At 46.2% G+C, this 22039-nt stretch carries 14 protein-coding genes; 2 read left to right on the forward strand and 12 right to left on the reverse strand.

Features of this window, described 5'->3' with window-relative positions; translation table 11 throughout:
• Nucleotides 1–82: 82 nt before the first annotated feature.
• The 12 genes from G400_RS0106200 to G400_RS0106260 all read right to left on the reverse strand — a co-directional run bounded on the left by G400_RS0106200 (nt 83) and on the right by G400_RS0106260 (nt 19075).
• Complete coding sequence (locus G400_RS0106200) at nt 83–5557, reverse strand: KxYKxGKxW signal peptide domain-containing protein (RefSeq protein WP_017260550.1); 5475 nt, start codon at nt 5555–5557, stop codon at nt 83–85.
• Between the two features lie 440 nt (nt 5558–5997).
• Nucleotides 5998–6219 carry a hypothetical protein gene (locus G400_RS0106205; protein WP_017260551.1) on the reverse strand — a complete coding sequence of 74 codons (222 nt, stop codon included), beginning with the start codon at nt 6217–6219 and terminating at the stop codon, nt 5998–6000.
• A 136-nt stretch (nt 6220–6355) separates the two neighbouring features.
• The gene (locus G400_RS0106210) at nt 6356–7390 is read right to left on the reverse strand and encodes a DUF916 and DUF3324 domain-containing protein (RefSeq protein WP_017260552.1); all 1035 of its coding nucleotides are present in this window, start codon (nt 7388–7390) and stop codon (nt 6356–6358) included.
• Between the two features lie 34 nt (nt 7391–7424).
• On the reverse strand, nt 7425–8222 hold the full coding sequence (locus G400_RS14615; protein ID WP_017260553.1) for a WxL domain-containing protein: 798 nt from the start codon (nt 8220–8222) through the stop codon (nt 7425–7427).
• 48 nt (nt 8223–8270) lie between these two features.
• Entirely contained in the window at nt 8271–9863 is a 1593-nt protein-coding gene (locus G400_RS0106220; RefSeq protein WP_017260554.1) for a hypothetical protein, read from the reverse strand.
• 315 nt (nt 9864–10178) lie between these two features.
• A complete protein-coding gene (locus G400_RS0106225; RefSeq protein WP_017260555.1) occupies nt 10179–11618 on the reverse strand; it encodes a helix-turn-helix domain-containing protein in 1440 nt (479 codons plus the stop codon).
• A 110-nt stretch (nt 11619–11728) separates the two neighbouring features.
• Entirely contained in the window at nt 11729–12880 is a 1152-nt protein-coding gene (locus G400_RS0106230; RefSeq protein WP_017260556.1) for a WxL domain-containing protein, read from the reverse strand.
• Nucleotides 12881–13203: 323 nt separating this feature from the next.
• Nucleotides 13204–14652, reverse strand: a complete 1449-nt coding sequence (locus G400_RS0106235) for a helix-turn-helix domain-containing protein (protein WP_017260557.1) — start codon at nt 14650–14652, stop codon at nt 13204–13206.
• A gap of 496 nt (nt 14653–15148) precedes the next feature.
• Nucleotides 15149–16729 (reverse strand): BCCT family transporter, encoded by a 1581-nt coding sequence (locus G400_RS0106245; protein WP_263640338.1) that lies wholly within the window; start codon nt 16727–16729, stop codon nt 15149–15151.
• Between the two features lie 244 nt (nt 16730–16973).
• The gene (locus tag G400_RS0106250; protein ID WP_042655252.1) at nt 16974–17573 is read right to left on the reverse strand and encodes a sugar O-acetyltransferase; all 600 of its coding nucleotides are present in this window, start codon (nt 17571–17573) and stop codon (nt 16974–16976) included.
• A 242-nt stretch (nt 17574–17815) separates the two neighbouring features.
• Complete coding sequence (locus G400_RS0106255; RefSeq protein WP_017260561.1) at nt 17816–18634, reverse strand: SPFH domain-containing protein; 819 nt, start codon at nt 18632–18634, stop codon at nt 17816–17818.
• A 105-nt stretch (nt 18635–18739) separates the two neighbouring features.
• On the reverse strand, nt 18740–19075 hold the full coding sequence (locus tag G400_RS0106260; RefSeq protein WP_017260562.1) for a toxin-antitoxin system HicB family antitoxin: 336 nt from the start codon (nt 19073–19075) through the stop codon (nt 18740–18742).
• 200 nt (nt 19076–19275) lie between these two features.
• Here G400_RS0106260 and G400_RS0106265 point away from each other — a divergent pair, with 200 nt between their 5' ends.
• Together G400_RS0106265 and G400_RS0106270 are read left to right on the forward strand one after the other, a co-directional pair.
• Nucleotides 19276–19704 (forward strand): GNAT family N-acetyltransferase, encoded by a 429-nt coding sequence (locus G400_RS0106265; protein ID WP_017260563.1) that lies wholly within the window; start codon nt 19276–19278, stop codon nt 19702–19704.
• Between the two features lie 520 nt (nt 19705–20224).
• On the forward strand, nt 20225–21997 hold the full coding sequence (locus tag G400_RS0106270; RefSeq protein ID WP_017260564.1) for an ABC transporter ATP-binding protein: 1773 nt from the start codon (nt 20225–20227) through the stop codon (nt 21995–21997).
• The last annotated feature ends 42 nt before the right edge of the window (nt 21998–22039 follow it).

A 22039-nucleotide genomic window follows, 5' to 3' on the forward strand; every position in this document is an offset into this window, starting at 1 on the left:
CACTAAAAGACCCATCATCGTAGCTGCAACAATGCGTTACACGCCAACGATGATGGGTCTTTTGATGTTCGGTAATACTATTTTAGTGTTTCAGTGAATCGTGCTTACGACGAAGACCAAACCAACCGATCAACGTTGTTAAACCAAGAATACCTAACAGCGCTTCAAGTTCACTCGCTTCGTTGGTATCTGGTAAGTGCCGCCCAACATACTGTGGATCATCAGGTGATGACGTCTGGTTACCATTAGTCAGCTGACCATTGTAACCACGTGCACCGTTGGCTCCAGTTGTAGCCACACCAGTACCAGTAGTTGATGCTTGACCATTACTCGTGCCACCGTTGACCGACGACTGACCGTTACTCAAACCACCATTTGTGGATGAAGAACCACCCATTGTAGCTGGATCTGAACTACCATCGTTCCCAGTTGGATCACCAGCTGTCTTCGGTGGCAGCAATGCCTTTAACTGAGCCTCAATGTCAGCAGCCTGAGCAATCAGACTGTCCGCAAACTCACGTAGCTTGTTGGACTGTTCCAATGCTTGGCTAGCAGCGTCAGCATACTTCTTAGCGAGTGCCGGATCATTAGCAGCCAGCGCTTGCTTAGCTAGTTCCTCATTTTCAGCAGCCTGTTTGGCTAATGAGTCAGCTGCACTAGCAGCACTATTAGCTTGGTCAACTAAGGACTGGGCCCTGTTTTCAAGTGATGACTGACCCTGACTGTGTGCCTGGTTAGCTAAACTTGCTAACCGTTCAGCATCGCTTTGAGCAGCAGATGCTTCACTAGCGGCCTTCGATGCGGCAGAAGCGGCCTCACTGGCTGCAACACTTGCATCATGGTGGTCCTTGTTGACTGCCTTGTTAATATCTTCAAACGTTGCATCAACCCGGCTCCTGAACCGAGCCGCAGCTGCACTCAAACCAGCAAGCACTGATTGTGCACTTTGAGCTTCTGAGGCAAACTGACTAGCCGTCTTCGGGTCATTCAGTTTAGCAGCACTTAGCGCGCTAGACTCAGCGGCACTGGCCAACAGATTTGCAGAAGTAGCAGCCGATTCAGTACTGTTCAACTGGTTCATCAATGAATTAGCTTCATTGGCAAGTGATTGAACGGTGCTATTTTGTTGATCCGTTGCCGCCTGACTGGCAGCTACCGTCGCACTTTGCTGTGTCGACTGAGTTGCGCTGGTAACAGCACTCTTAGCCTGATCAGCAGACGTAGCTGCGCTGGTAGCAGTACTACCGTATGAACTAGCAGCCGTGGAATCGATGCTAACTGCTTTGTTGATGGCAGAGTTCGTTTGGTTAACCTGTCCCAATAAAGTGTTTGCAGAAGCTGTGGCATTAGCAGCAACTTTTTCAGCACTTTCGGCCGATGCCTTGTCAGATGCTGCAGTCACACTGTCATTTGTGGTTGCTGCCGTTGAAGCAGCATCCGCATAGCTCTTAGCAATTGACGCAGCAGATAATGCCGTGGAGTTCTGAGTGCTTAATGCTGCCAATGAATCCTGGTTCTGCTTGTCCATTGACTGAACTGCACTGTTCGTCAAATCTGTTTTAGCAGCGCTTGTTGCACTAGTAGCAGCGTTACTTGCACTCGTCGTTGACGAATTCGTGGCACTCGCGTTGGAATTGGCAGTGGAAGCGGCAGCGCTGGCACTTGCAGCGGCTTCGGAAGCCGCCAAAGAATCGGCTTTTACTTTAGCGGCAATTGAACCGTTCAAATCCTGCAAAACCTTTTCAGCAGACGCAGCAGTACTTGCTGCTTTAGAAGCAACTTTTTCAGCTGAAACTGCAGAGGCGGCAGCTTCCGAAGCTCCCTTAGCGTCATTCAACGCAGCATCCGAAATTGCTTCACTGGCATAGTAACTTGCGCCACTAGCCACTGCCGCCGCTGAAGCAGCCGTTGACTGTGCAGCAGCTGCTGATGTCGCCCAGTTTTGAACAGTTGTATCAGATTTATCAGTGGATGCCGCATTCTGCGCTGACGTATTCGCATCACTGGCAGTCTTAGATGCATCGGAAGCCGTCTTGTTATACCCTGATGCGTTGTCTGCAGCGTTGCTGGCGGTTTTAGCCGAAGCGGCGGCAGCTTCACTATCCGCCTTCACTGTCGCAGTTAAGGCCGCCAAACCAGCGGCAACACTCGAAGCAAGGTTGGCAACACTTGTAGCAACAGAGCTCGCCGAAGATTGCATATCCTCTGCGCTCGCTGCATACGAACTGGCCAAACTTACATCATTGCTTAATGCCGCGTTACTTGCGGCGGCAGAGTAGTTCGAAGCTGCCGCATTTAAACTTTGCATCGTTGAATTTGCAATCGCTAATGACGCTTGCAACGACTGCAAACTCTTCATACTTGCCTGAACTTTATCATTCCTCGTGTCAGAAGCACCTAGATTTGCTAAACTACTTTGAGCCGCAGAATTAGCATTTGCACTCGCTGTCGGATCAACAGTGTTGGCAACACTGTTGACGGCACTATACGCACTAGCCGCAGACGCAGCGTAATTTGCCGCCGCAATTGAGTCCGTTTTAACCGCATTTGAAATTGACGTGTATGCAGATGAAGCTTGGTCACGAATATTATCTAGTGTGTTCTGCATCACTGTCACATTGCTAGCTAGTAGTAAGGCTTTATTAGCATAACTTGCCGCGCCTACTTTATCGTTACTAAGTGCAGCATTAGACGCTGCAGATTCCAATTTTTTAACAGTTGACTCAGCGCTAACCATACCATTAGCAACTTCGGAAGCAGTCTGTGAATAGTCATTCATCTTTTTGTTGTAATTTTGGACAGCACTATTTTTAAGGTCAGTAGCGGCCAATGACCCTCCGTCACTAGCATATGAATGAATACTATTGACATTCGAAGACATTGATGAGACACGATTGCTAATATCTTGGTTGGCAATCGCGACAGAACTCACCTGTTGTGATGCGGCCGTACTGTCAATAATAGCTTGATTGGACACCAGTCCAGTGACAGAATTAGCTAATGATTCCATTGCATTTGCATTCGACAAAAATTCGGTAAACATAGAGTTGAGTACCGTTCCACCATCATGACCAAAATAGTATGCCGAGGTGGCATCATTTTCTGCCGCCGCGGAAACTGCGTTATTTATCATGTATGGGTAAATGTCTGAGTACTGTTGTTGTGCCTGTGAATACTGAGCATTTGCCTTCACCTGAGCACTGTTCATTTGACTGAGCGCCTTAATAATTGCTGCATTAGATGCCAGAGCAGGTTCAGCGCTAATCAATGCATTCGTTTGTGAAACGTAATCGTTAACAGCCGTTGCTTGGTCACTAATTGTATTTACCGCACCAGATGCGTATTGATGCGTATTAATGACAGAATCAGCTGCCTGCTTGGCCGCAGTACTGTCAGAAGTAACAACACTCTTTACATTGGCATACGCTGACGTGGTAGCACTGGCTAATGAATTAGCCTGACTGGTATACCCTAAGGCAAGCTTGTTTTGCGCAGCTGCCTGATCCGCAAAACCTTTGGCAGCAGCTTGATCATACAGTACCGCAGCACTAGCGGCTTGACTGGCGTACTTTGAAGCGGCCTCACTCGCTGCTTGGGCTTGTGAAATAAGGTTGCTGGCCTGGGCACCGTTAGCAGTAGCAGCATTCTTATCGGCTACAACGTCACTATTATGCACATCTGTATTCGCAATTCCTTCAGTCATAGAAACATTGCTTTGAGTTTGTGTGTTAGCGGCTGTAACCTTTGGAATTTCGCCGGCTGCATTGTTCGCCTCACCAGCCGCACTGTTGGCTGCAATTTGAGCAGCCGTACTGTCGGCATCAACCCAGCTCTGAATGTTGCTCAAACCTTGTTTCGCATTTGCCAGGGCTAATGCTGTTTTATCTGCCAATGCTGTAGCTTTTGCGGCCTCTGTTGAGGCTACACCTGCCCACTTTGCCAAACCAGTGGCATCTCCAAGTCCACTAGCGAGATTAGCGAAAGTTTCAGCCAATGCTGCGCTGGTAGCCGCTGCAGCAGCGTTGGTACTATCTGTCGCAGCTGTTGCAACCTCAGCTTGAATTGAATTATTAGCCGCTGTAACACTGCCATTTTGTAAATCTTTACCACTTAAATTGCCAGCACTCTGCGCGACATCTGTAAGGTTGGTCTGAGCGGTGTTTTGTTGAGTAGCCGCATTCTTGGCAGCTGCCGCGTACGCACCTGTAGCAGCATAATTATCATCAACTGCCTTCTGACTCGCCTGTGTCTTTAAAGTATTCAATGTTGATAACTGAGCGGCAGTTTTAGCCTGAGCTGCTTCTGCGGCAGTTTGTTGCGCCTGTGCTTGGTTAGCAAAACCCTGGGCAGAAGTATCATTACCTGCTACTTCTGCTGAAGCCGCTGAAGCTGCTAAGTCTTGAGCTGACTTAAAAGCGGCGGCAGCATCATCTGCTGCAGTTTTTGCTGCTGTCTGAGCTGCGGTGGCGGATGCCAACAATCCTGTCATATTATTCTGATTAACATCGGTTGCCGCTGCCGCTTGAATGTCGGCTAGTGTAGCATTAGCCGTTGTCAAATTATCGTTGGCAGTCGTAGCCGCATTACTGGCAGCTGTAGCCGCCGCATTTGCAGCCGCCGTGTATTCACTAGATGGTGTCGCAGTTGTTGCATTGGTGGTACCTGTTGTACCTGTAGTGTCGGGAGTTGTCCCAGTAGTACCCGCGGTTGTGCCTGTCGTCGCGTCCATCCGAACAATTTCAGCTGGTTGACTTGTAGCGGCCAAAGACGCCTTAATTGTATTTAATTCTTCATTAGTTGTTGCGGCAGCAACGCTGACCACTGTCAAACTTTGTGACGCCGTACTCGTTTGATCACTGGTTGCGGCGGCTACCGTGGTTTGCTTAGTTTCTGTCGATGCAGCGACTGTTTTACCAGTTGCGCTGGCAGTCGTTGTTGGTGCTACCGCATTGGTTTTAACAGACGTTGTTTCTGTTTGACTGGCAGCACTAGCAGGCTTTGGGCTAACGGTTGAGCTAGCTGTAGAAGCCGCACTGGTGGCATCACTTAACGTTGCCCGAGAGCCTAATGTGGCAGGGTTAATCAACGTATTTGTCACCGTCCCAGGAGTTTGCGCTGGTGCAGATGCAGGGACGCTCTCACTGGAAACGTTGCTAAGCGTGGCCCGGGAAGTCAATTCTGAGTCGGTCGTTTTACTCGATTGACTAGCCGTTGTGTCACTTTTGACAGTCTCTGAGGAAGCAGAGGTTGCTGCCGATGTTTGACTGCCACTTTGTTCACTTTGAGCGCTTGCCTGACTGGTTGTCTTCGCTTGGTTACCGGCAGTTGAAAGCACGGCAGAGCCAGCTGACAAAGTATTAGCTGCAGTCGCAGAACCAGCTTGGGTTTGAACAGTCGCCGGTGTCTGATCGGCATGTACATCATCCTGAGTCATTGCCTCGACTAGCCCAAAGGTCAGCAAAGTTAAGCCAGCAAAAAGCCACTGCTTACCAGCCTTATACATTTTATAATGTTGCTTCTGTGTGTCGGGAATACGACCTAGGCGATTTTCAGTCATTTTAGCAACAACCTCCCACTCTTTTTTGACTACCTTAACAACCTAATATACAAAATTTTTTAAGTCTTAAATTGTAATTCAGTTATATCTATCTATCGATTATAATCACTCCAGAATATTATTGTAAAGCGATTGTGTTTGCCCCGTTTGCTAGCGGATTTGGGCAAATTACAGTTGCGCACAATTTAATTAATTAACGTCCTTAATAAACGTCTATATAATGGCTTTTGTTGCGATTTTGGAATGCTTTACCGATTAACAAATTTTAGTCAGTAAAATATCCAGCAAATTGACATTCGTTTTTGTCAATTATATTCTTAACATTTCCTTAACATTTAGTTACTAACAATTCTGTTTAAACACGCCAAAGCACAAAAAAAGGGCGTACCACTATGGAAAAATCCATTGGCACACGCCCTGTTACCATCTGTCTAATTTGTTTAATGTTTGTACAAATACGTAAACGTTCCGTCTTCATTTTTCTTAAAAGTAAACTCATGGTCTTGTGTATCTTTGGCTCGCCAACGAGTCACGCCATAGTGAACGGTGTCAGAATCTTGCAAACGGGATACAACGCCACCAACCAGCTCTCGATCATCACTAAATGATCCTCTGAGTACTCCTTTTAGTACTGGTAAAAAATCTTCTACATTCGTTATCATGACGCGTCACTCCCCATCTCTTAATGTACCAATAGTGTAACAAATAAGGGCGAGTGTGTGAACGCTTTCACTAAAATTAAATTATTAATTCTTTGTTATTGCTGGGTTAATTCGTAAAGTGACTAACGACAACCTATTAGTGACGCCGCCGAATAACGGCCCAGGCCAGTAATCCGGCCAATATAGTAGCACCACTACCTGCACCGATGGCAATGTTTCGCCAGGTATTATCTGGCTTCACTTCCACGGAAGATTGATTCAACTGCTGGGCCTTTTGGCCAGTCACCTTGAACGTTTTGCTAAACTGCCATCGTCGTTTTTGTGAAACGGCCGTCACCGTCAACTTGTAGTGACCTGCGCTTAAAGATCGGTCTTTCAGCCATACAGGAAATTGCATGATGGCATTGGGAGATAGCTGATAGCCCACTTGTTTAGTGGTATAAAGAGCCGTTTTACTGCCAACTCTGCTCACCTCACCGGTTACCTTTAGCTGATTAATAAAGGTTGCCGTTTCATTATGAATCGCACCATTCACAACATTGCGCGCATTTACTTGCCCCGGCTTAACAGTCCCTAATGACAGTTTGGGCGTCACTTTGGCGATGTTGTTGCGTAGCACAATCGCCACGACGAACTGATACTGGTTTTGAATGGCCACTGCCTGCCGTTTGTTTGGTGATGCTGTGTTAGCATTTGCATCGGCATCGCTCAGTGTCAGACCACCAGCCAGTTGGCCATTAAAACGCTGTTTTGGCATGGTCACCTGCATCCGAACTTGACCATCCCCGTTAGGATCAATCGTAATCGGTTTCTTTGGTAACGCCACCACCTTGGCAAACTTGGCTGGCACCCGCTTATCCAACTGCTGTTTGTTTTGCCCATACTCCACAACGCCGTTTAAATTCGTGGTCGCCTGCGCCAATCCAGCACTTAAGTGGAGGGGCGTTTTCTTATTATTATGAACGTTGACGATCAACGTTGTTTTTTCGCTGGGGTTCATTTTGAGATCAAAGTATGTCACTTTTTGATTTACCTGTTGAGTCGGTAAAACGGGCTGTACCGAAAAGGCCAGCCCGTCTGCCGAAGCGTGAATGCCGAACAACAGGGTCGTTACCGCGACGAACAGGCCTAACAGCCATCGCCAGCGAATATCGATTCTCTTTTGCGTCATTTCATTCACTCCTAAATATTAACCTACACCGTTACTAGTCACCTTGGTCGGCATTAACTGCCCCCTGAGCCCCACCCGGAACCGTCGTCGGGGTTGGGGAATTTGGGTTTTGATTGCCACCGCCATTAGTTGGAATATCTTCCAGTGACCAATTCAAGCTTGTTGTATAAGTGTCTTCTTCAGGGTAGGCACCGGTTGGGACGGTCAGCTTAACTCCCGGATTTGTCTTACTCCCCCAGGCGTCAGTCCAGAGACCATAACCACTGCCAGCGAGTGCATTCATCACAACGGCCTGATTGTCGGGCGTCAATGTTTGGTCAGTAACATTCACTTGGTTAGCTGGCAATCCAAGTCCACTGCCGGCACGTGAGTCAGTCAGACTAATTTGCGCGCCCGTCAGCGCCTTCTGGGCTTTGGCGCTCTGTAATTGACCTTTTTCAGTCACTTTGAGGGTCCAACCCTTTGGATCACCGGCACGTTTGTCCGTCACCTGAGCAAAGTTAGCCGTCTTATTGGCATTATCCATCGACGCAATATATGTTTGCTTTGATGGTGAGATTTTATGCGCACCAAAATCAAAGTTTGAAACATAGTCCAGCGTCAAAGGACCAGTATTACCAGTCCCCGGATTGTTACCATCCCCGGGCTTAGACGGATTTTCTGGATCAACAGGCGTTTCAGGTGTTTGATCATCCTGTGTGAACGCCACGGTTGCGTGCGTCGTCGCTGTTGATGTTTGTGCGGCCATCGCAACGGTCGGCACTGACATGCCAAGACCAGCTACAGCCAGGCCAAGAGCGGAAAAGAGTTTAATTTTTGTTGATAATGACATATTAATGCTCCTTCTTTTCATTAATGATTTTTATTTGGTTCAAGTAATTTAATTATTTGCGACACCATCTGTTACGTGCCATGTCAAACTTCCTGAATAGGCCTCACCTCCCCCGGTGCCAATTGCGGCTTCCAAAAACAGGCCGGTGTTGGCGTTCCAATTTCGAGAAACATTCGTAACCGTTGTATATAGGTGATAATCCACATCATGAATGGACTCGCTGGGATACTCACCCTGCGTGGTCACCAATACCTGGTTGTTATTAATCGGTAAATCTCGTCCGTTGTGCAGATAATGCATCGCATCTTGTAACACATCGTGGTCTGATCCCGTCAATTGTTGTGACTGATCCGCTGAAACGGTTAACGTCCATGGTTGCGTATCTTCACGACCGTCAATCACACTCAGGGTATTCGCGCCAAGCGCATCGCTGTCTGTAGGTATAATTCGGGCAGGCAGTTTCTGATTCCAGATCGTTTCAGCATCAATTGGCTCGTCTGTCGGGTTAAACGTGATCGCATTAGGTGCTGTGACGGTCAATCCGTCAGCCGGCCGGTCTGGTACGTCCAGTGTCAACACGTAATGGAGCGGGTCACTAAAGTTATTGCTTTCGTCGCTAGCATATAAATTAAAACCGGAAATTTGATCACTGTATTGTGGCATGTACTCTGCCGGAATCGTTACAGTGAATTTTTGTCGATTCGTGGCCCCTGTCACCGTAATTTCAGCGAATGCCTGATACCGGTTCGACCACAATTCCAAATAAACTAAGTAACGGCCTGCTTTAGGCGCAGTTAGGTAAACCGGCAATGACAATGAGCCACCCGTGTAATTAATGTAGTTCCCACTGATTGGATCGCCATAATCAATCACCGGCGCAGTCGTGCTCGTACCCGCACGCTCTGTTGGGGATGGCTTGGCCTGCCGACCAGACGTTATCGTTTTCTCAGAAGCACTGGCGGACGATTCCGTTTGAGATACCGTCGAGGCCGATTCAGCAACTTTGCTACTCGACTGGTTAACTTTATCTTGTGCTGAGTCACGTTGTTTCTGACCTGGTTGGCCACTGGGCACACTTGTTCCAGCCTGTTGGCTACTATCTGATGCCGCCTTTGAACCAGTGGCATCTGTCTGAACACTCGAACGATCAACGTTATTACTATTACCGGCATTTGACTGTAAACTACTGCTGCTCTGACTATCGCTGGAAATCAAATCGCTAGCACTCTGTGGTGGGGATACCGTCACTGTTTGCAGGTCTAGTTGATGGTGTTGTTCATCCACTATCTGAACGATTCCTGTCCCCGCTATCTGAGAATCAACAGGAACCACCCAGCGTTGTGTTTGGTGAGCAGCCAGCCGCAATGTTGCTTGTGTCTTCTGTGCATTCCAAGCAATTTTGGGGCTGCCTTGACCAGTCGCGTCCGCGACCAGTTGAGCCGGCAACATCAGTGTTACCGTTGCCTCTTGGTCACTGTCGTTCTCCGTAGTGAACTGAAGCTTGTTCGGATCATTTTGAACTTGCGTGGTAAAAGTCACGACCGGTCCGCTGGCGGCACTAATCTGGTGGTTAGGACTAATGAATAGTGCGATGATAACGAACAATATGCTTACCAAACTGAAGCGGCGCCAACGTATCATCTCTCTCACTCCCTTCTCGATTACTGAATGACTAAATTGTACTGGTTAACGCCATTAACAAACCGTCAAGTTTGATCAACACGATTTCAAAAATGGGCAATTTAATTTTAGTCAGCTAACAAACTTATTATCGCTAGGGGCAGTAAACTGTGACACAAGACGGTTTGACAACGACCATTGTTCTTTTCAAATAAACCTATGTCACACCCTCAGGCAGAATTTCACAGACAAAAAATGTTTCAATTCCCGTATATGGGAATTGAAACATTTTAGATTAGTCACTCATCTCGTTGAACACTAGCTAGCCGATTGCAGTTAACTTGCTGTTGCCACCATTTGTTCCAGAATGGCTTTTAGATCGCCTTCATTTCCTAACGCGGAGATTTCATAGCATGCTTGTCCTTCTTGAATCGACTGTCGGTTCTGCTCGTTAACAACAATCAGGTCATAATGATTGTGCTCATCGTACAGTTCCCAGGAAACATGAACAACCGGTTCCAGCACACTCATCAGTCGTTTGGCAAACAACGTCGTCAATTCCCGACTCGTGCCGAGAGCCAACCCGATATGCCGCGTCGGTCGGGTAGTCGAAGTCAGCAACGCATAAAATGGCAATAAATACTGCGACAAATAACGCCAGTGATCATCAATGATTTGGTGAACTGTTCCCGTCGTTGTACCAAGTAGGGTCGTTTTTAAACGCGCCATCGCGGCCGCACCGCTGCAAGGCATATTCACCGTCAACGCATGCTCAAAACTCAAGTCATCAAAATGATCAATACTGCCAATCCCAATCATTGGGACCACTAATAAGCTAAATAATTGCGCCACACTAATATGAACAATTTGCTGAATATCTTTGACGTGAGCAAAATGCAGTTGGATTCGCCGTAAGTTATCATATAAGTCGCGATTTTCCGGTCTGGTTATCCCAATCCAGTCGTCTAACTGCGTATCTGCAATCACCGTCCCACTATGAAGGATTAGGAACAGCGTTAAGTTTTCCCGTTCGCTCTCCGTCATTTGTAACGCAGTCCGATCAACCACCGCCTTCAATTTTATCCCATTGGTAAGTTGTTCATCCAACGCGGACACTTGGCTACTAAACTGGGCAAAACTGACGTGGACATGATCCATAACAGCTAACCATTGAGTCAATCGATCGGTCATTGATTCATCTATCTCAAGGCCGCTATTTGCCAGTCGCCTGATCAACAGATCGTGATTCGCCGTTCCCAATTGTTTGACATGAAGCTCACGAAACAACTTGTAATAGAACCAAGTGACCTGAAACAATGAGCCCCTTAGTTCACCGCGATAAATGCTCAAGCCAAACTCCTTAATCAAGGCATTGGCTTTAGCTACTTTTCGTGCTGTCGTTTTCTCACTTAAATGTAGTGTATTGGCCAACTGCCAAGTTTGAAAATGAAATTCATGCTGATAGAGATATAAATAAATCTGATACGTATCCGCCCGCAACACCTGCTCATCAAACATCAGTCCATCTAGCGTCACCTTGCCCTGCATTGCAAACGATACCTGTGTCTGATCAAACGTTAAGGTCAGGGCGCCTTCGTCAATCGATGGTTGGAGAGTATCCACAATCTTTTGTAAGTGGCGGCTCAATGTCGCCGGTGACAAACCTAGCGTTTTCATGAGAGCCGCTCGATTTGTCTGACCATCTGCTAAATAAATGCTCTCAAGGATTCGATAAGCCTGACGGTCACCCTGATTCAATAATTCAGTTCGATCCATCTTGTTCACTTCCTTAACTCAATCAATTCACATCAGCTCAATACCAGTCCATACAACATAAAAGACACACCCACACGAATGCGCGAGTGTGTCTAGGCTAAAAATGGGGGTTATTGATTCGGCACGCCGGCTGTCAATGTCCATGTAATGGTGGTGCTATATGTCTCGCCACCGCCAATGCCATATGGCACTTCCAGAAAAAGACCGTTATTACGACCCCAGTGTCCCGAAATGTTGGTTTGCCGACCACGCGCCACATTGTTGGCATCATTAACGGCTTCGCTAGTGTAGTCATTGCTCGTCGCCACCAATGCTGAAGTACCTTCAATCGGTTGATGCTGGCCATTACGCGCATAGAACAATGCATTTGTCAGTGGCTCACGATCCGGTCCAGTTAATGGTTGCGTCGCCATTGCGGTCAACGTCCATTTTTGCTTTTTTGCATACGTATCCAGCACCGCCAAACGATTGTCGCCAACGCCGTTTTGATTCATCCCTTGTGGCCCTTCAATCGTGGCTGGTAATTGATGGCCCCATGCCTCCTCAATGGTCAATTTATCCTGGCCCTGATTAAAATTGACATTGCCAGGTGCCACCACTTTCAGCGCACCATTCTGCTCGCCGGAAACGTTTGATAACAGAATTAAATTAATTAACCCAGTTTGGTGACCAGATTCATCCGTCGCAAATAAAGATACTGTATGAACCGAGTTATCACGCGGAATGACGTTTTCGGGGATAACAAAATTAACTGGCTGCTGCTCGCCCGTCTTGGTAAACGTTTGCCGCCCCACCCACTGGTTGATTCCCCACCAGAACATTACATAAAAGTTAACCGTCCCGGTTCTAGGAATATCTATGAGCATCGGCACCGTGACATCATTGCCGTTAAACGTAATTGGATTGCGGGACACCGGCTTCATATCAAACGAAATCGGCAGTCCAGTGCTCGCAACAGCACGACTCGCTGCCACCTTTTTGTCATTGACAGCTGATCGGTCCTGATTAGCTGTCGACATACTTCGACCGTCAAGAGCCGAGCTGCTCGCTACCGAGTCCTCGCTGGACGTCTGGCTGATGACGCTAGCGGGCAAACGTGATCCAATTGCAGATTGTGAGACTTGCATTTGTTGCATGCTGGGCTGTTGATCACTTCTCTGAGAATCGGCAACCGGTGCCGCTAGACCTGGATTGGCCAGCAACGTTAAACCGGTGATAAAGCTTGCTAACGCTATCGCCAGCCGCCATTTCTTACTGGTCATGCTACCCTCTCCTCCTAACGCGAAACTTCGGCAAACGTTATTCACGTTGTTTATTTTATCGGAAAGGCGTTCTTTTTAGCGCTCATTTTTGGTTCTTAAAATGGCCATTAATGAGTGAAAAAGCGTATTTTTCCGGCGATCATCAGTCTCTTCTCGGTCAGTCTTTCAGTCAAAAAACAGGCCACAAAGGTCTGTCTTCCATTAGTGATTTAATGTCAGTAAACACTGTTATACCGGGATAAATGGCATTTTAATCGATCGTTATCGTCCATAACATCGTTCACTAATTGAGCAAACATTTCGACTCACGAGGCCGCTATCGGTCAATCACGTTTTTCTAATAAAGTTCTTAACCGATGCGCGATTCGCTGATAATCCCGTTCCGTGCCCAACTCCGTAATCTTTTCAGTTGGCGTGTCGGTTAGCTCCGAAATTATCGAAGCAGTCCGATTGTTTACAACAATGAAATCGAATGCTGTCCCAACCTGATAATCACTGATTGTTACGGCCAACGTTTGTGTCAGGACATCCATTAACGCCCGTTTGGCAAACTGTGTCACCGTCGTTGAAAATCCTAGTGCCAGACCAACATGAAGTGCCACTCGCCGTGATTGAATCACTAGATAAGGCCACAAACGACGTTCAATATACGGCCAATGACGTCGCGCAAATTGATTGATCCAAGAACTTGCCGTGTGTGTCAATTGGTACTGTACACAGTCAAAAGCTTGCCGGTCCGTATTTCGGAAAAAGGCTCTCGTGAAATAATGGAAGCTAATGTCATCAAAGATTTGCACGTCACCAACAGTCACCATTGGAACAATGAAAATACCGGCAAGTCGCTGCCCTGTGAGCATTTCCGGCAATGGCACGCCCGACCACGCTTCACGTAATGCCTGTTTACAGGTAATTACCAATCGCACTAACCTGGCGATTGCCGTCTCTTTAGATAAAAATAGCGACTGCCACATCTGGTCTGTAAACATAAACTCACTGTGTAACAAGATGAACAATAATATTGCCTGCCGTTTTGCTATTGACCATTCAGACTCTCTTTGCAAACGTTCAAAGATTGGTGTTTGCCGCATCAATCGCTGACTATTTAATGAAGCTTCACGTCGATATGACCACTGATTGGTCACACTTTGTTGCATGATGGCTAACCAGTCTTGAAGTCGATCAACCATGTGGTCATCTAAACGAAAACCTTCATTAATAAGCCACTGCTTCATTACGTCGAAATCGTTGCTAACAGGGAGGCGTTCACCAATTGTTCGCCAGAAATTAAAGTAGAAAAAATGCAACTGATTTAAGTCACCAACTAGTTGCCCGTTTGTTACGTGCAAATCAAAAGGCGCCAGCAACGCGTTAAGCGTTTTTAACTTACGATACAGTGATGCCTCACTCACATGCATAACGTTCATCAATTGAGGCGCTCGGAAACGCAGTCCGTGTTGATATAAAAACTTGAGTAATACCACGTTATCAGCCGTCTGCAGTTGCTGTTTAACAAGCAAGTCATCAATTGTGACTGCTCCCAATAACTGGAAAATCACTTTAGTACCATTAACCTCAAAACGAACTTTTTGGCTACTCGTCCACGGCGACAGATTATGTACTAAGTCCGCCAAATAACGTTTGACGCTGGACAGTGGTATCTGAAGTCGCTGACTGATGCCTGCCAACGTGGTCACCCCATTCTGCAGGTAAACATCCAAAATAATCCGGTACGCCAGTCGATCACGTTTGTTCAGTAAATCTTCTTTATACATCCTGCTCCCTCCAAGTGCGCCCAGCTTATCACAGCCAGGCGTTTTCAAACGGAAACAAGTAGCTACCGTCATCAATAGTGGAGCACTTTCTTAAAGCTTTCCTGTTCGTCAACTCAACTAACCGGTTTTCTCCTTTTAAAGAATTTGTCCCTACAAAATGGTTACGAAAGCTTTTTGGAAAAAGCTGATTGATGAACTTATCTATTTTTACTAAAAATGAGCTAATTGGATGTGAGCCGAAGGGCGTCCGCGTTGAACCCGACTGTGAAAAGGTTGTTAATTCGGTGGTTTATCCGAATTTACAACCTAGGACGGTCGACGAGACTCAGGGGTTCATGAGGCTCGGTGACGAGGTGAAAGACTCCGGTTTACGGAGGCTTGAACCGGTCCCACAGGAGGGTTCAAAAGCGGGCAACCGTAAGCGGGGAGCATTGCTCTTAAATAAAAAGTCACTCACCAACATTAATGTAGGTAAGTGACTAGGAAAATATCAATATTATTGTTCAGATAAACGTTGACGCATCCATTCACGCCGCTCATTGGCCGGTGCAACCAAGTTTGCACGTTGAACGGAAGGATCCGTCATGACGGACTGATAAATGGAATGCAGCAATAGTAATGCCACAAAGATCAACGGGAATCCCGCAATCGTACAAATAGCTTGCACGGTTTCAAAACCACCCACTAGCACAATTCCCAGTGAGAAGACGATGAAGATAATCACCCAAGCCATCCGGTTCCAACGTGTTGGCTGTTCAGTACCAGAAAGTTTCAAACTGGTGAACGAAGACACGATAAAGGCGGAAGATGAAATGGTCGTTGCCAAGAAGACAAAACATGAAAGACAGAACATTACTAACATAATCATCTTCATCGGTAACGTTTGAATCAACGCTGCCAATACTGATGCTTGACCTTGCGTGTTCAAGATGTGAACTAAGTTAACTGTGCCGGTTTGTTGTAACCATAATGCGTAGCCACCTAAGACTGCGTAGAAGCTTAAACAACCACCGACACCATACGTTAACATGCCGACGATGACCTGACGGATGGTTTTACCGCGAGAAATCCGCGCGATAAACAAACCCATAACAGGCATGTAAGACAACCACCAGCCCCAGTAAAACATGGTTTGGTGTTGTGCAAAACTGTTAACACCAGGATTAGCTTTGTTAAATGACATTGCGGTAAAGTGTTGAACCATCAGGGCCAACGTTTGTCCCTCACCGCCGATCAACTTCATGGTTGGTCCGACCAGTAAAACGATAACTAAGAATCCAATTGCCAGGTAAATATGCCAAGCAGATAACTTCTTAATCCCTTTATTCAAACCTGCGTAAACTGTCAGCGCAAATAAAATGAATAAAACAACGAATAAAGCTAATTTCAAATAAATGTTATCTGGCACACCGGTGATGGTGCTCAAAACTTTGGCGATGACAGGAATTTCCATCCCAATGGATGAGCCAATCCCACCCATAATCCCAAAGACAACCAGAAAGTCGATCAGTTGACGCAAGACGTGACGTGTCCGGCCTGGTCCCTGTAACAACGGAATCGCAGCACTCAAACGTTGAACATGCTTGCCCTTAACGTGCATCGTGTAGGCAATCGCAATGGTAGCAGTGGCGAAAATCATCCAGGCCATGGGACCCCAGTTAAATTCACCAACAACGTTTGCGTAAACATAAGCTGCAGATGAGAATGGTTTGGCACCAAATGCGGGGTGTTGCAGGTACTGTAACGGGTCGGTAGCACTCAACATTAAAATGCTGGCGTCAATCCCTGTTGCAAACACCATGCTCCCCCATTGGAAGCCGTTGTAGTCAGCCTTAACACCAGGCTTACCCAACTTGATTCGCCCGTATTTAGACATCACTAACGCCATAAAGAAAATGAAGTTAATAACGTAAATCAGGACGTATAACCATTCTGTTTTCGTCGTGAGAAATGACAAGACCGCGTTCATCGTTTGCTGAACGGCTGAGCCACCAATGATTAACACCAGGGACACGATTCCAAACAGAATCATGGTTGGTACAAAGACAGCTCGATCGACATTCTGACGCTTTAAAATAATAATCCTCCTAAGTTTTGGGTGAGCGTGAGTAGGCACTTGTAGCACCTGCGAGCGCATTATGGCTGTGTGGCAGTGACCCACCACAACACTCGCCTATTTTTACAAATCTAAAATTCTTTTCCACACAAAAACGCTGTGCACCGACACCGAAGTGAACCACCTGCACAGCGTTAAAAATTGGCTAACGCCGAATATACAAATGAACGTCAGTCCTCACAGTCACCTGTTAGGATTGATCACTCTAAACTTTTTGTGTGTTTAATTCTGCCGCTTCAACTGAAGATTTAGCCTCAGGCACACGTTTGATAATTCTTGCTGGGTTCCCAGCAATGACAACATTGTCACCGAAACTCTTCGTGACAACTGATCCGGCACCAACGACCACATTGTTTCCCAGCGTAACACCTGGCAACACGGTCACGTGACCGCCAAACCAAGCACTATCACCAATAGTAATCGGCGCACCAAGTTCGACATCCGCATTCCGCTCTTTAGGCGTTAACGGATGGATTGGGGTGTAAAGCCCAACATCCGGACCAAAATAACAATGACTCCCAATGGTAATGGGACACGTATCTAAAAAGGTATTGTCATAATTGGCGTAGAAATGATCCCCAATGTGAATGTTCCAGCCGTAATCAAAACGGAAGTTACTTTCCACAAAAAAATGCGGGCCACTGTCTGCCAACAAATCCTGAAAACCGTGGTTACGTTTGTCATTGTCAGGTTCTGCATTTAACTTCTGTAATTGCTGACGAATTTCGACCCGGCGTGCAATCAGTTCGGGATCAAACTGATTGTAATTCTCGCCGGCCATCATGATTTCACGTTGCGTTTTCATTGCTTTCATGTGTATAACGCTATCACTAATTCTGCTTTCATGCAAAAGCCGATAATCTAAAAATGCCCGTCTAACCGCATTAGTAAGCGGCTAGCAGGCAATTAAATTTGTTTTGAAATCCTAACTTTTTCATTCGAATTAGCACATTTCGATTATCGAATATGCTGACTTTTGTTTATGAATTAGTGCCATTTTTAACCAGCGTAACCTCATTGATCGGACCGTACTTTGTACAGTTCAAGCTAATTATTCGCACCTTTTTCTAACAGTTTGCCCACAATCGGCAATTTGCCGAACTGATCAGCACCGTCGTTTGGCACCACAATCGTGTTGGCGTTGGAATTAGCTAACTGTGAAAAGGCGTTGATTGACTGGTTCTGGAAGTACTTGTCATCGGCGTTTGCTAACCCAGCCTGAACAGTATCAATACGGTAACGTTCAGCATCAGCGCGAGTCCGCGTGGCAGTAGCCTCCGCAGAAGCAGTGGCCATTAATGCATCATTTTTAGCCTTATTCGTCAATTGAATCGAGCGGGCTTCCCCTTCAGCCTGAGCAATGGCGGCCACTTTTTCACGGTCAGCAGTCAGCTGCTTGTCCATCGCGGCTTGAATGGCTTTAGATGGTGTCAGCTCATCAATGTTGATCCGATCGACGTTAATGCCGTAAGTGTTGGTTAAATCGCCAATAGCCAGTGTCAATTCCTGGTTGATTTTAGCGGTGGAACCCAGCGCCTCATTCAAATCCATGCGGCCAATAATGTCACGCAAATGACCACGCACGAGTTGTGCCATCGATTCTACAGAATCCGTGTTTTCATATTGGTATTTAACTGCGTCAGTGACGTGGAAGTTAAGCGTCAGGCTGGCTGACACGTCCGCATTATCCTTTGTGATAATGGAGTAGTTAGGCAGTGCTAACGGTTCCATCGCCAAGCTGACGTTGCGAATCTTTTGGAAAAAAGGTAGGTAAAAATGCAGTCCTGACTCTACGCTGTGGCGGTAACGGCCCAACGTTTCAACTAATCCCTGATTATTTTGAGGTACAATTTTAAATCCAAGCATAATAATTTCCCCCTTCAATGTGCTGAGTTTAGTCAGTATTGTCGTAGTTTCGACATCTCACTATTTTCAAAAATCTAAAGCTGTAATCCTGAAAAGAATGGCAACCTACGTGATCTTTTTTAACGTTAAAATATTGCCATTGCTTTCCAATACGGTGTAGCTTGCCTTAGCATCCACTGGATCGTTGTTCTCAATCAAAAAGCGATAGTAAATCCCCGACAACTCTACTAACCCATTCTTTTGATTCAACTGTTTACCCGCAATTGCTTGGCCAATAATTTGACGATGTTCAAACGTGGTCTGTTTTGCACTAGCTGCAAGGATGGTCACAATGTGGGCATTCACACTCCGATTTTCACGATCAGCCGCTGCGGCCAAACGGTCATACAAATCTTCGTCGAGTCTTAGCAAGAACCGTTTTTCCTTCGGTTTATCCGCCATCGTTTCGCCCCTTTCGATATCGATTCAATATTGATTTGATATCATGGTGATATTGTAATGCCATTCAAATAAAAGTTCAAGCTAATACACCTATAAATAGTTACAAAATGTTAGAGATTATCAGGCTCCTTAGTCGATCGGCACTGAAACGCCTATATTAAAGGCTTCAAAAAATCGGTTTTTACAAGGAGTCTTTCACTATGGATATTCGTTCAGCAAATTTAGGAGATGTTACCGCCTTAATGTCACTTAATTCACGTGCCTTAGGTTATTCAACTGATAAGGCAACCACCGGACAGGCCTTAAAACGCGTTCTCAAACAACACGACATTTTGTTGGTGGCTGAAGACCACCAGCACGTTGTCGGCTATGTACATGCCACCGCTTACCAAACACTTTATTTCGCACCATTACTAAATATCCTTGGCTTAGCCGTGTTACCCGAAACTCAACATCAAGGCATCGGTCAAGAGCTCATGCAGCATCTTGAACAACTAGGCAAACAGAATGGGTATGCTGGCATTCGTTTAAATTCAAGTACTAAGCGAATCGATGCCCATCAATTTTATGAGCACCTTGGTTACATCAGCAACAAAACGCAAAAACGCTTCTTTAAGATCTTAAATTAATGCATTTGGTACGTTGCTCGTTACGTTTGTTAATTATCATAAATGGATGGAGCAATTTGTTGGCAGTTTCAGTTGATTACGATTAGTTTATTCATAACTAAAGGCTCTAGTATTGCTATTGAAGTGACACCTGCCGCTACGCCGAACTCTGTCTCTGTTCGGCTGCACTCTGTAACATTTAGCTGTTTACTGGTAGCTTACAGAACCAGCTGATGAAGCAAAAAAAGCTACATCAGCTGGAGGGCGTCAACATTGATACCGAACCGTGAAAGTGGTGTTAATTCGAGAGAACTATTCGAATTTACACCACGGACGAGCGCAAAGACTCGGCTCCTCACGAGGCTTTGCGGCGAGGTGAGAAACTCCGGTTTTCAGGAGGTTTGAACCGGTCCCACGGCGAGCGTGTCAATGTTGACAACCGCAAGCGGCATACAATCGGCATATCTAAAACAATATCCATCACAGACAATGTTTGGCACACTGACAGCCTTTAGTTGATGATCATTCTGGAGGTGTCCACATGGCACAGTCAACGGAAAAAGTCACACTCAGCAACATGTTCAGGTTCGTCTTCGGCCAGGTTCTCAACCGAAAATGGCTGTTGATCCTAAACATCGTCGCGCTGACAGTTATTTCATTATTGGAATTCGTCATCCCCCAATACACGCAATACATCATTGACCACGTGATCCCCAAGCATGACATTGGCCTCCTGACCAAAGTGGTTCTCGGCTTATTGGCAACAGCAATCGTCCTTGGGGTATTGTCGTATGTATCAACGTATTACATGGGTGTCATGAGCCAAGGCGCAATCACAAACTTGCGTACCGAACTTTATCAGTCCACCCTCCAGCTAGACACCCAATTTTTTGAATCTAGTAAAACCGGTGATCTAATGGTGCGTTTGACTAGCGACATTAACAATCTGCAAAGCTTAATTTCAGCAAACATGTTGTCGATGATTGGCAGCATTATCACCTTTATTTTCGTTTGGATTTATATTTTTATTCTCAATTGGCAAATGGCAATTGCCATCACAATAACCTTTCCCTTTATGTTTTTGATCTACCGTATTTTTCGTAATCGCATCCACAACGCGTTTCGGGCTGCCCGTGCTTCACAAGCGCAGATGTCGAATCAAATGCAGAATACGTTGACGCAAATCGATCTCATCAAAAGCTACACCAATGAAGAATTTGAGGAGCAACGGTTTGGCATGTTTGCGAACCAAAACAAGCAAGACATGATTCGGGCGACGCAAAACCAAGCCCTCTTTTCACCGCTCATTGATTTTGTGAATTATCTGGGCACCGCCATCATCCTCGCATTTGGTGCTTACTTTGTTATTCATCATCAATTAACAGTGGGACAACTTGTTGCTTACTTAGCATACATTGGCATGCTTCAGGGCCCGATTCGCGCTTTCACCCAAATCCTGAATCAACTACAGCAATCGTTAGTTTCTTATGGTCGTGTGATGGACATCATGGCGTTGCGGCCAATCATTGTCGATCAGCCAAACGCGGTGCCGTTCCCAACAATGTCTACAGGCGTGCAACTGAAAGATGTTTCATTTACCTATCCAGAGTCAGACCGACCAAGCACTGGTACGATACCGGCCGCCGTCAGTCATGTCAGTTTCAATATTCCGTTTGGCAAAACGACGGCGCTTGTTGGCCACTCTGGTTCGGGAAAAACGACCCTGACAAAGTTGATTGACCATCTATACAACCTTGATGCTGGTGACATTTTATTCGATGGCCGTCCTATTAGCCAAATTCAGTTACAGTCACTGCGCGAAAATATTGCCATCGTTTCCCAAGACATCTACATGCTGGATGGCAGCATTCGCGATAACGTCCGCTACGGCCGCAGCAATGCCACCGATGATGAAATTTGGCAAGTGATTGAAATGGCCGACATTGCAGACTTCGTTCATGGTCTCCCACAGGGACTGGACACACAGATTGGCGAACGTGGTGTCAAATTGTCTGGCGGTCAAAAGCAGCGTTTGTCGATTGCCCGCGCTTTGTTGAAAAATGCGCAACTCGTCATTTTGGACGAAGCCACAGCCAGTTTGGACAACGAATCTGAAAAGACGATTCAACATGCGCTTGAAAATTTGATGCAATCACGAACTTCTCTCGTTATCGCCCACCGACTTTCAACCATCCACAACGCGGACCAGATTATCGTGATGGATCATGGTCAGGTGGTGGAACGAGGCACACATACCGAGCTACTGGTAGCAAACGGTCCTTACGCCAAGCTTTACAATGCACAGTTCAATTGATTCTGTTAGTTATGTCAAACGACAGCAAAAAAGACTCCGATA

The organism is Furfurilactobacillus rossiae DSM 15814 (assembly GCF_000428925.1).
In the GTDB taxonomy this organism is placed as follows: domain Bacteria; phylum Bacillota; class Bacilli; order Lactobacillales; family Lactobacillaceae; genus Furfurilactobacillus; species Furfurilactobacillus rossiae.

Coding starts and splice junctions, on each gene's coding strand:
- G400_RS0106205 (WP_017260551.1), bottom strand. CDS start 6,219: ATGATAACGAATGTAGAAGATTTTTTACCAGTACTAAAAGGAGTACTC.
- G400_RS0106270 (WP_017260564.1), top strand. CDS start 20,225: ATGGCACAGTCAACGGAAAAAGTCACACTCAGCAACATGTTCAGGTTC.
- G400_RS0106250 (WP_042655252.1), bottom strand. CDS start 17,573: ATGAAAACGCAACGTGAAATCATGATGGCCGGCGAGAATTACAATCAG.
- G400_RS0106210 (WP_017260552.1), bottom strand. CDS start 7,390: ATGACGCAAAAGAGAATCGATATTCGCTGGCGATGGCTGTTAGGCCTG.
- G400_RS0106220 (WP_017260554.1), bottom strand. CDS start 9,863: ATGATACGTTGGCGCCGCTTCAGTTTGGTAAGCATATTGTTCGTTATC.
- G400_RS0106265 (WP_017260563.1), top strand. CDS start 19,276: ATGGATATTCGTTCAGCAAATTTAGGAGATGTTACCGCCTTAATGTCA.
- G400_RS0106260 (WP_017260562.1), bottom strand. CDS start 19,075: ATGGCGGATAAACCGAAGGAAAAACGGTTCTTGCTAAGACTCGACGAA.
- G400_RS0106235 (WP_017260557.1), bottom strand. CDS start 14,652: ATGTATAAAGAAGATTTACTGAACAAACGTGATCGACTGGCGTACCGG.
- G400_RS0106230 (WP_017260556.1), bottom strand. CDS start 12,880: ATGACCAGTAAGAAATGGCGGCTGGCGATAGCGTTAGCAAGCTTTATC.
- G400_RS0106225 (WP_017260555.1), bottom strand. CDS start 11,618: ATGGATCGAACTGAATTATTGAATCAGGGTGACCGTCAGGCTTATCGA.
- G400_RS14615 (WP_017260553.1), bottom strand. CDS start 8,222: ATGTCATTATCAACAAAAATTAAACTCTTTTCCGCTCTTGGCCTGGCT.
- G400_RS0106255 (WP_017260561.1), bottom strand. CDS start 18,634: ATGCTTGGATTTAAAATTGTACCTCAAAATAATCAGGGATTAGTTGAA.
- G400_RS0106200 (WP_017260550.1), bottom strand. CDS start 5,557: ATGACTGAAAATCGCCTAGGTCGTATTCCCGACACACAGAAGCAACAT.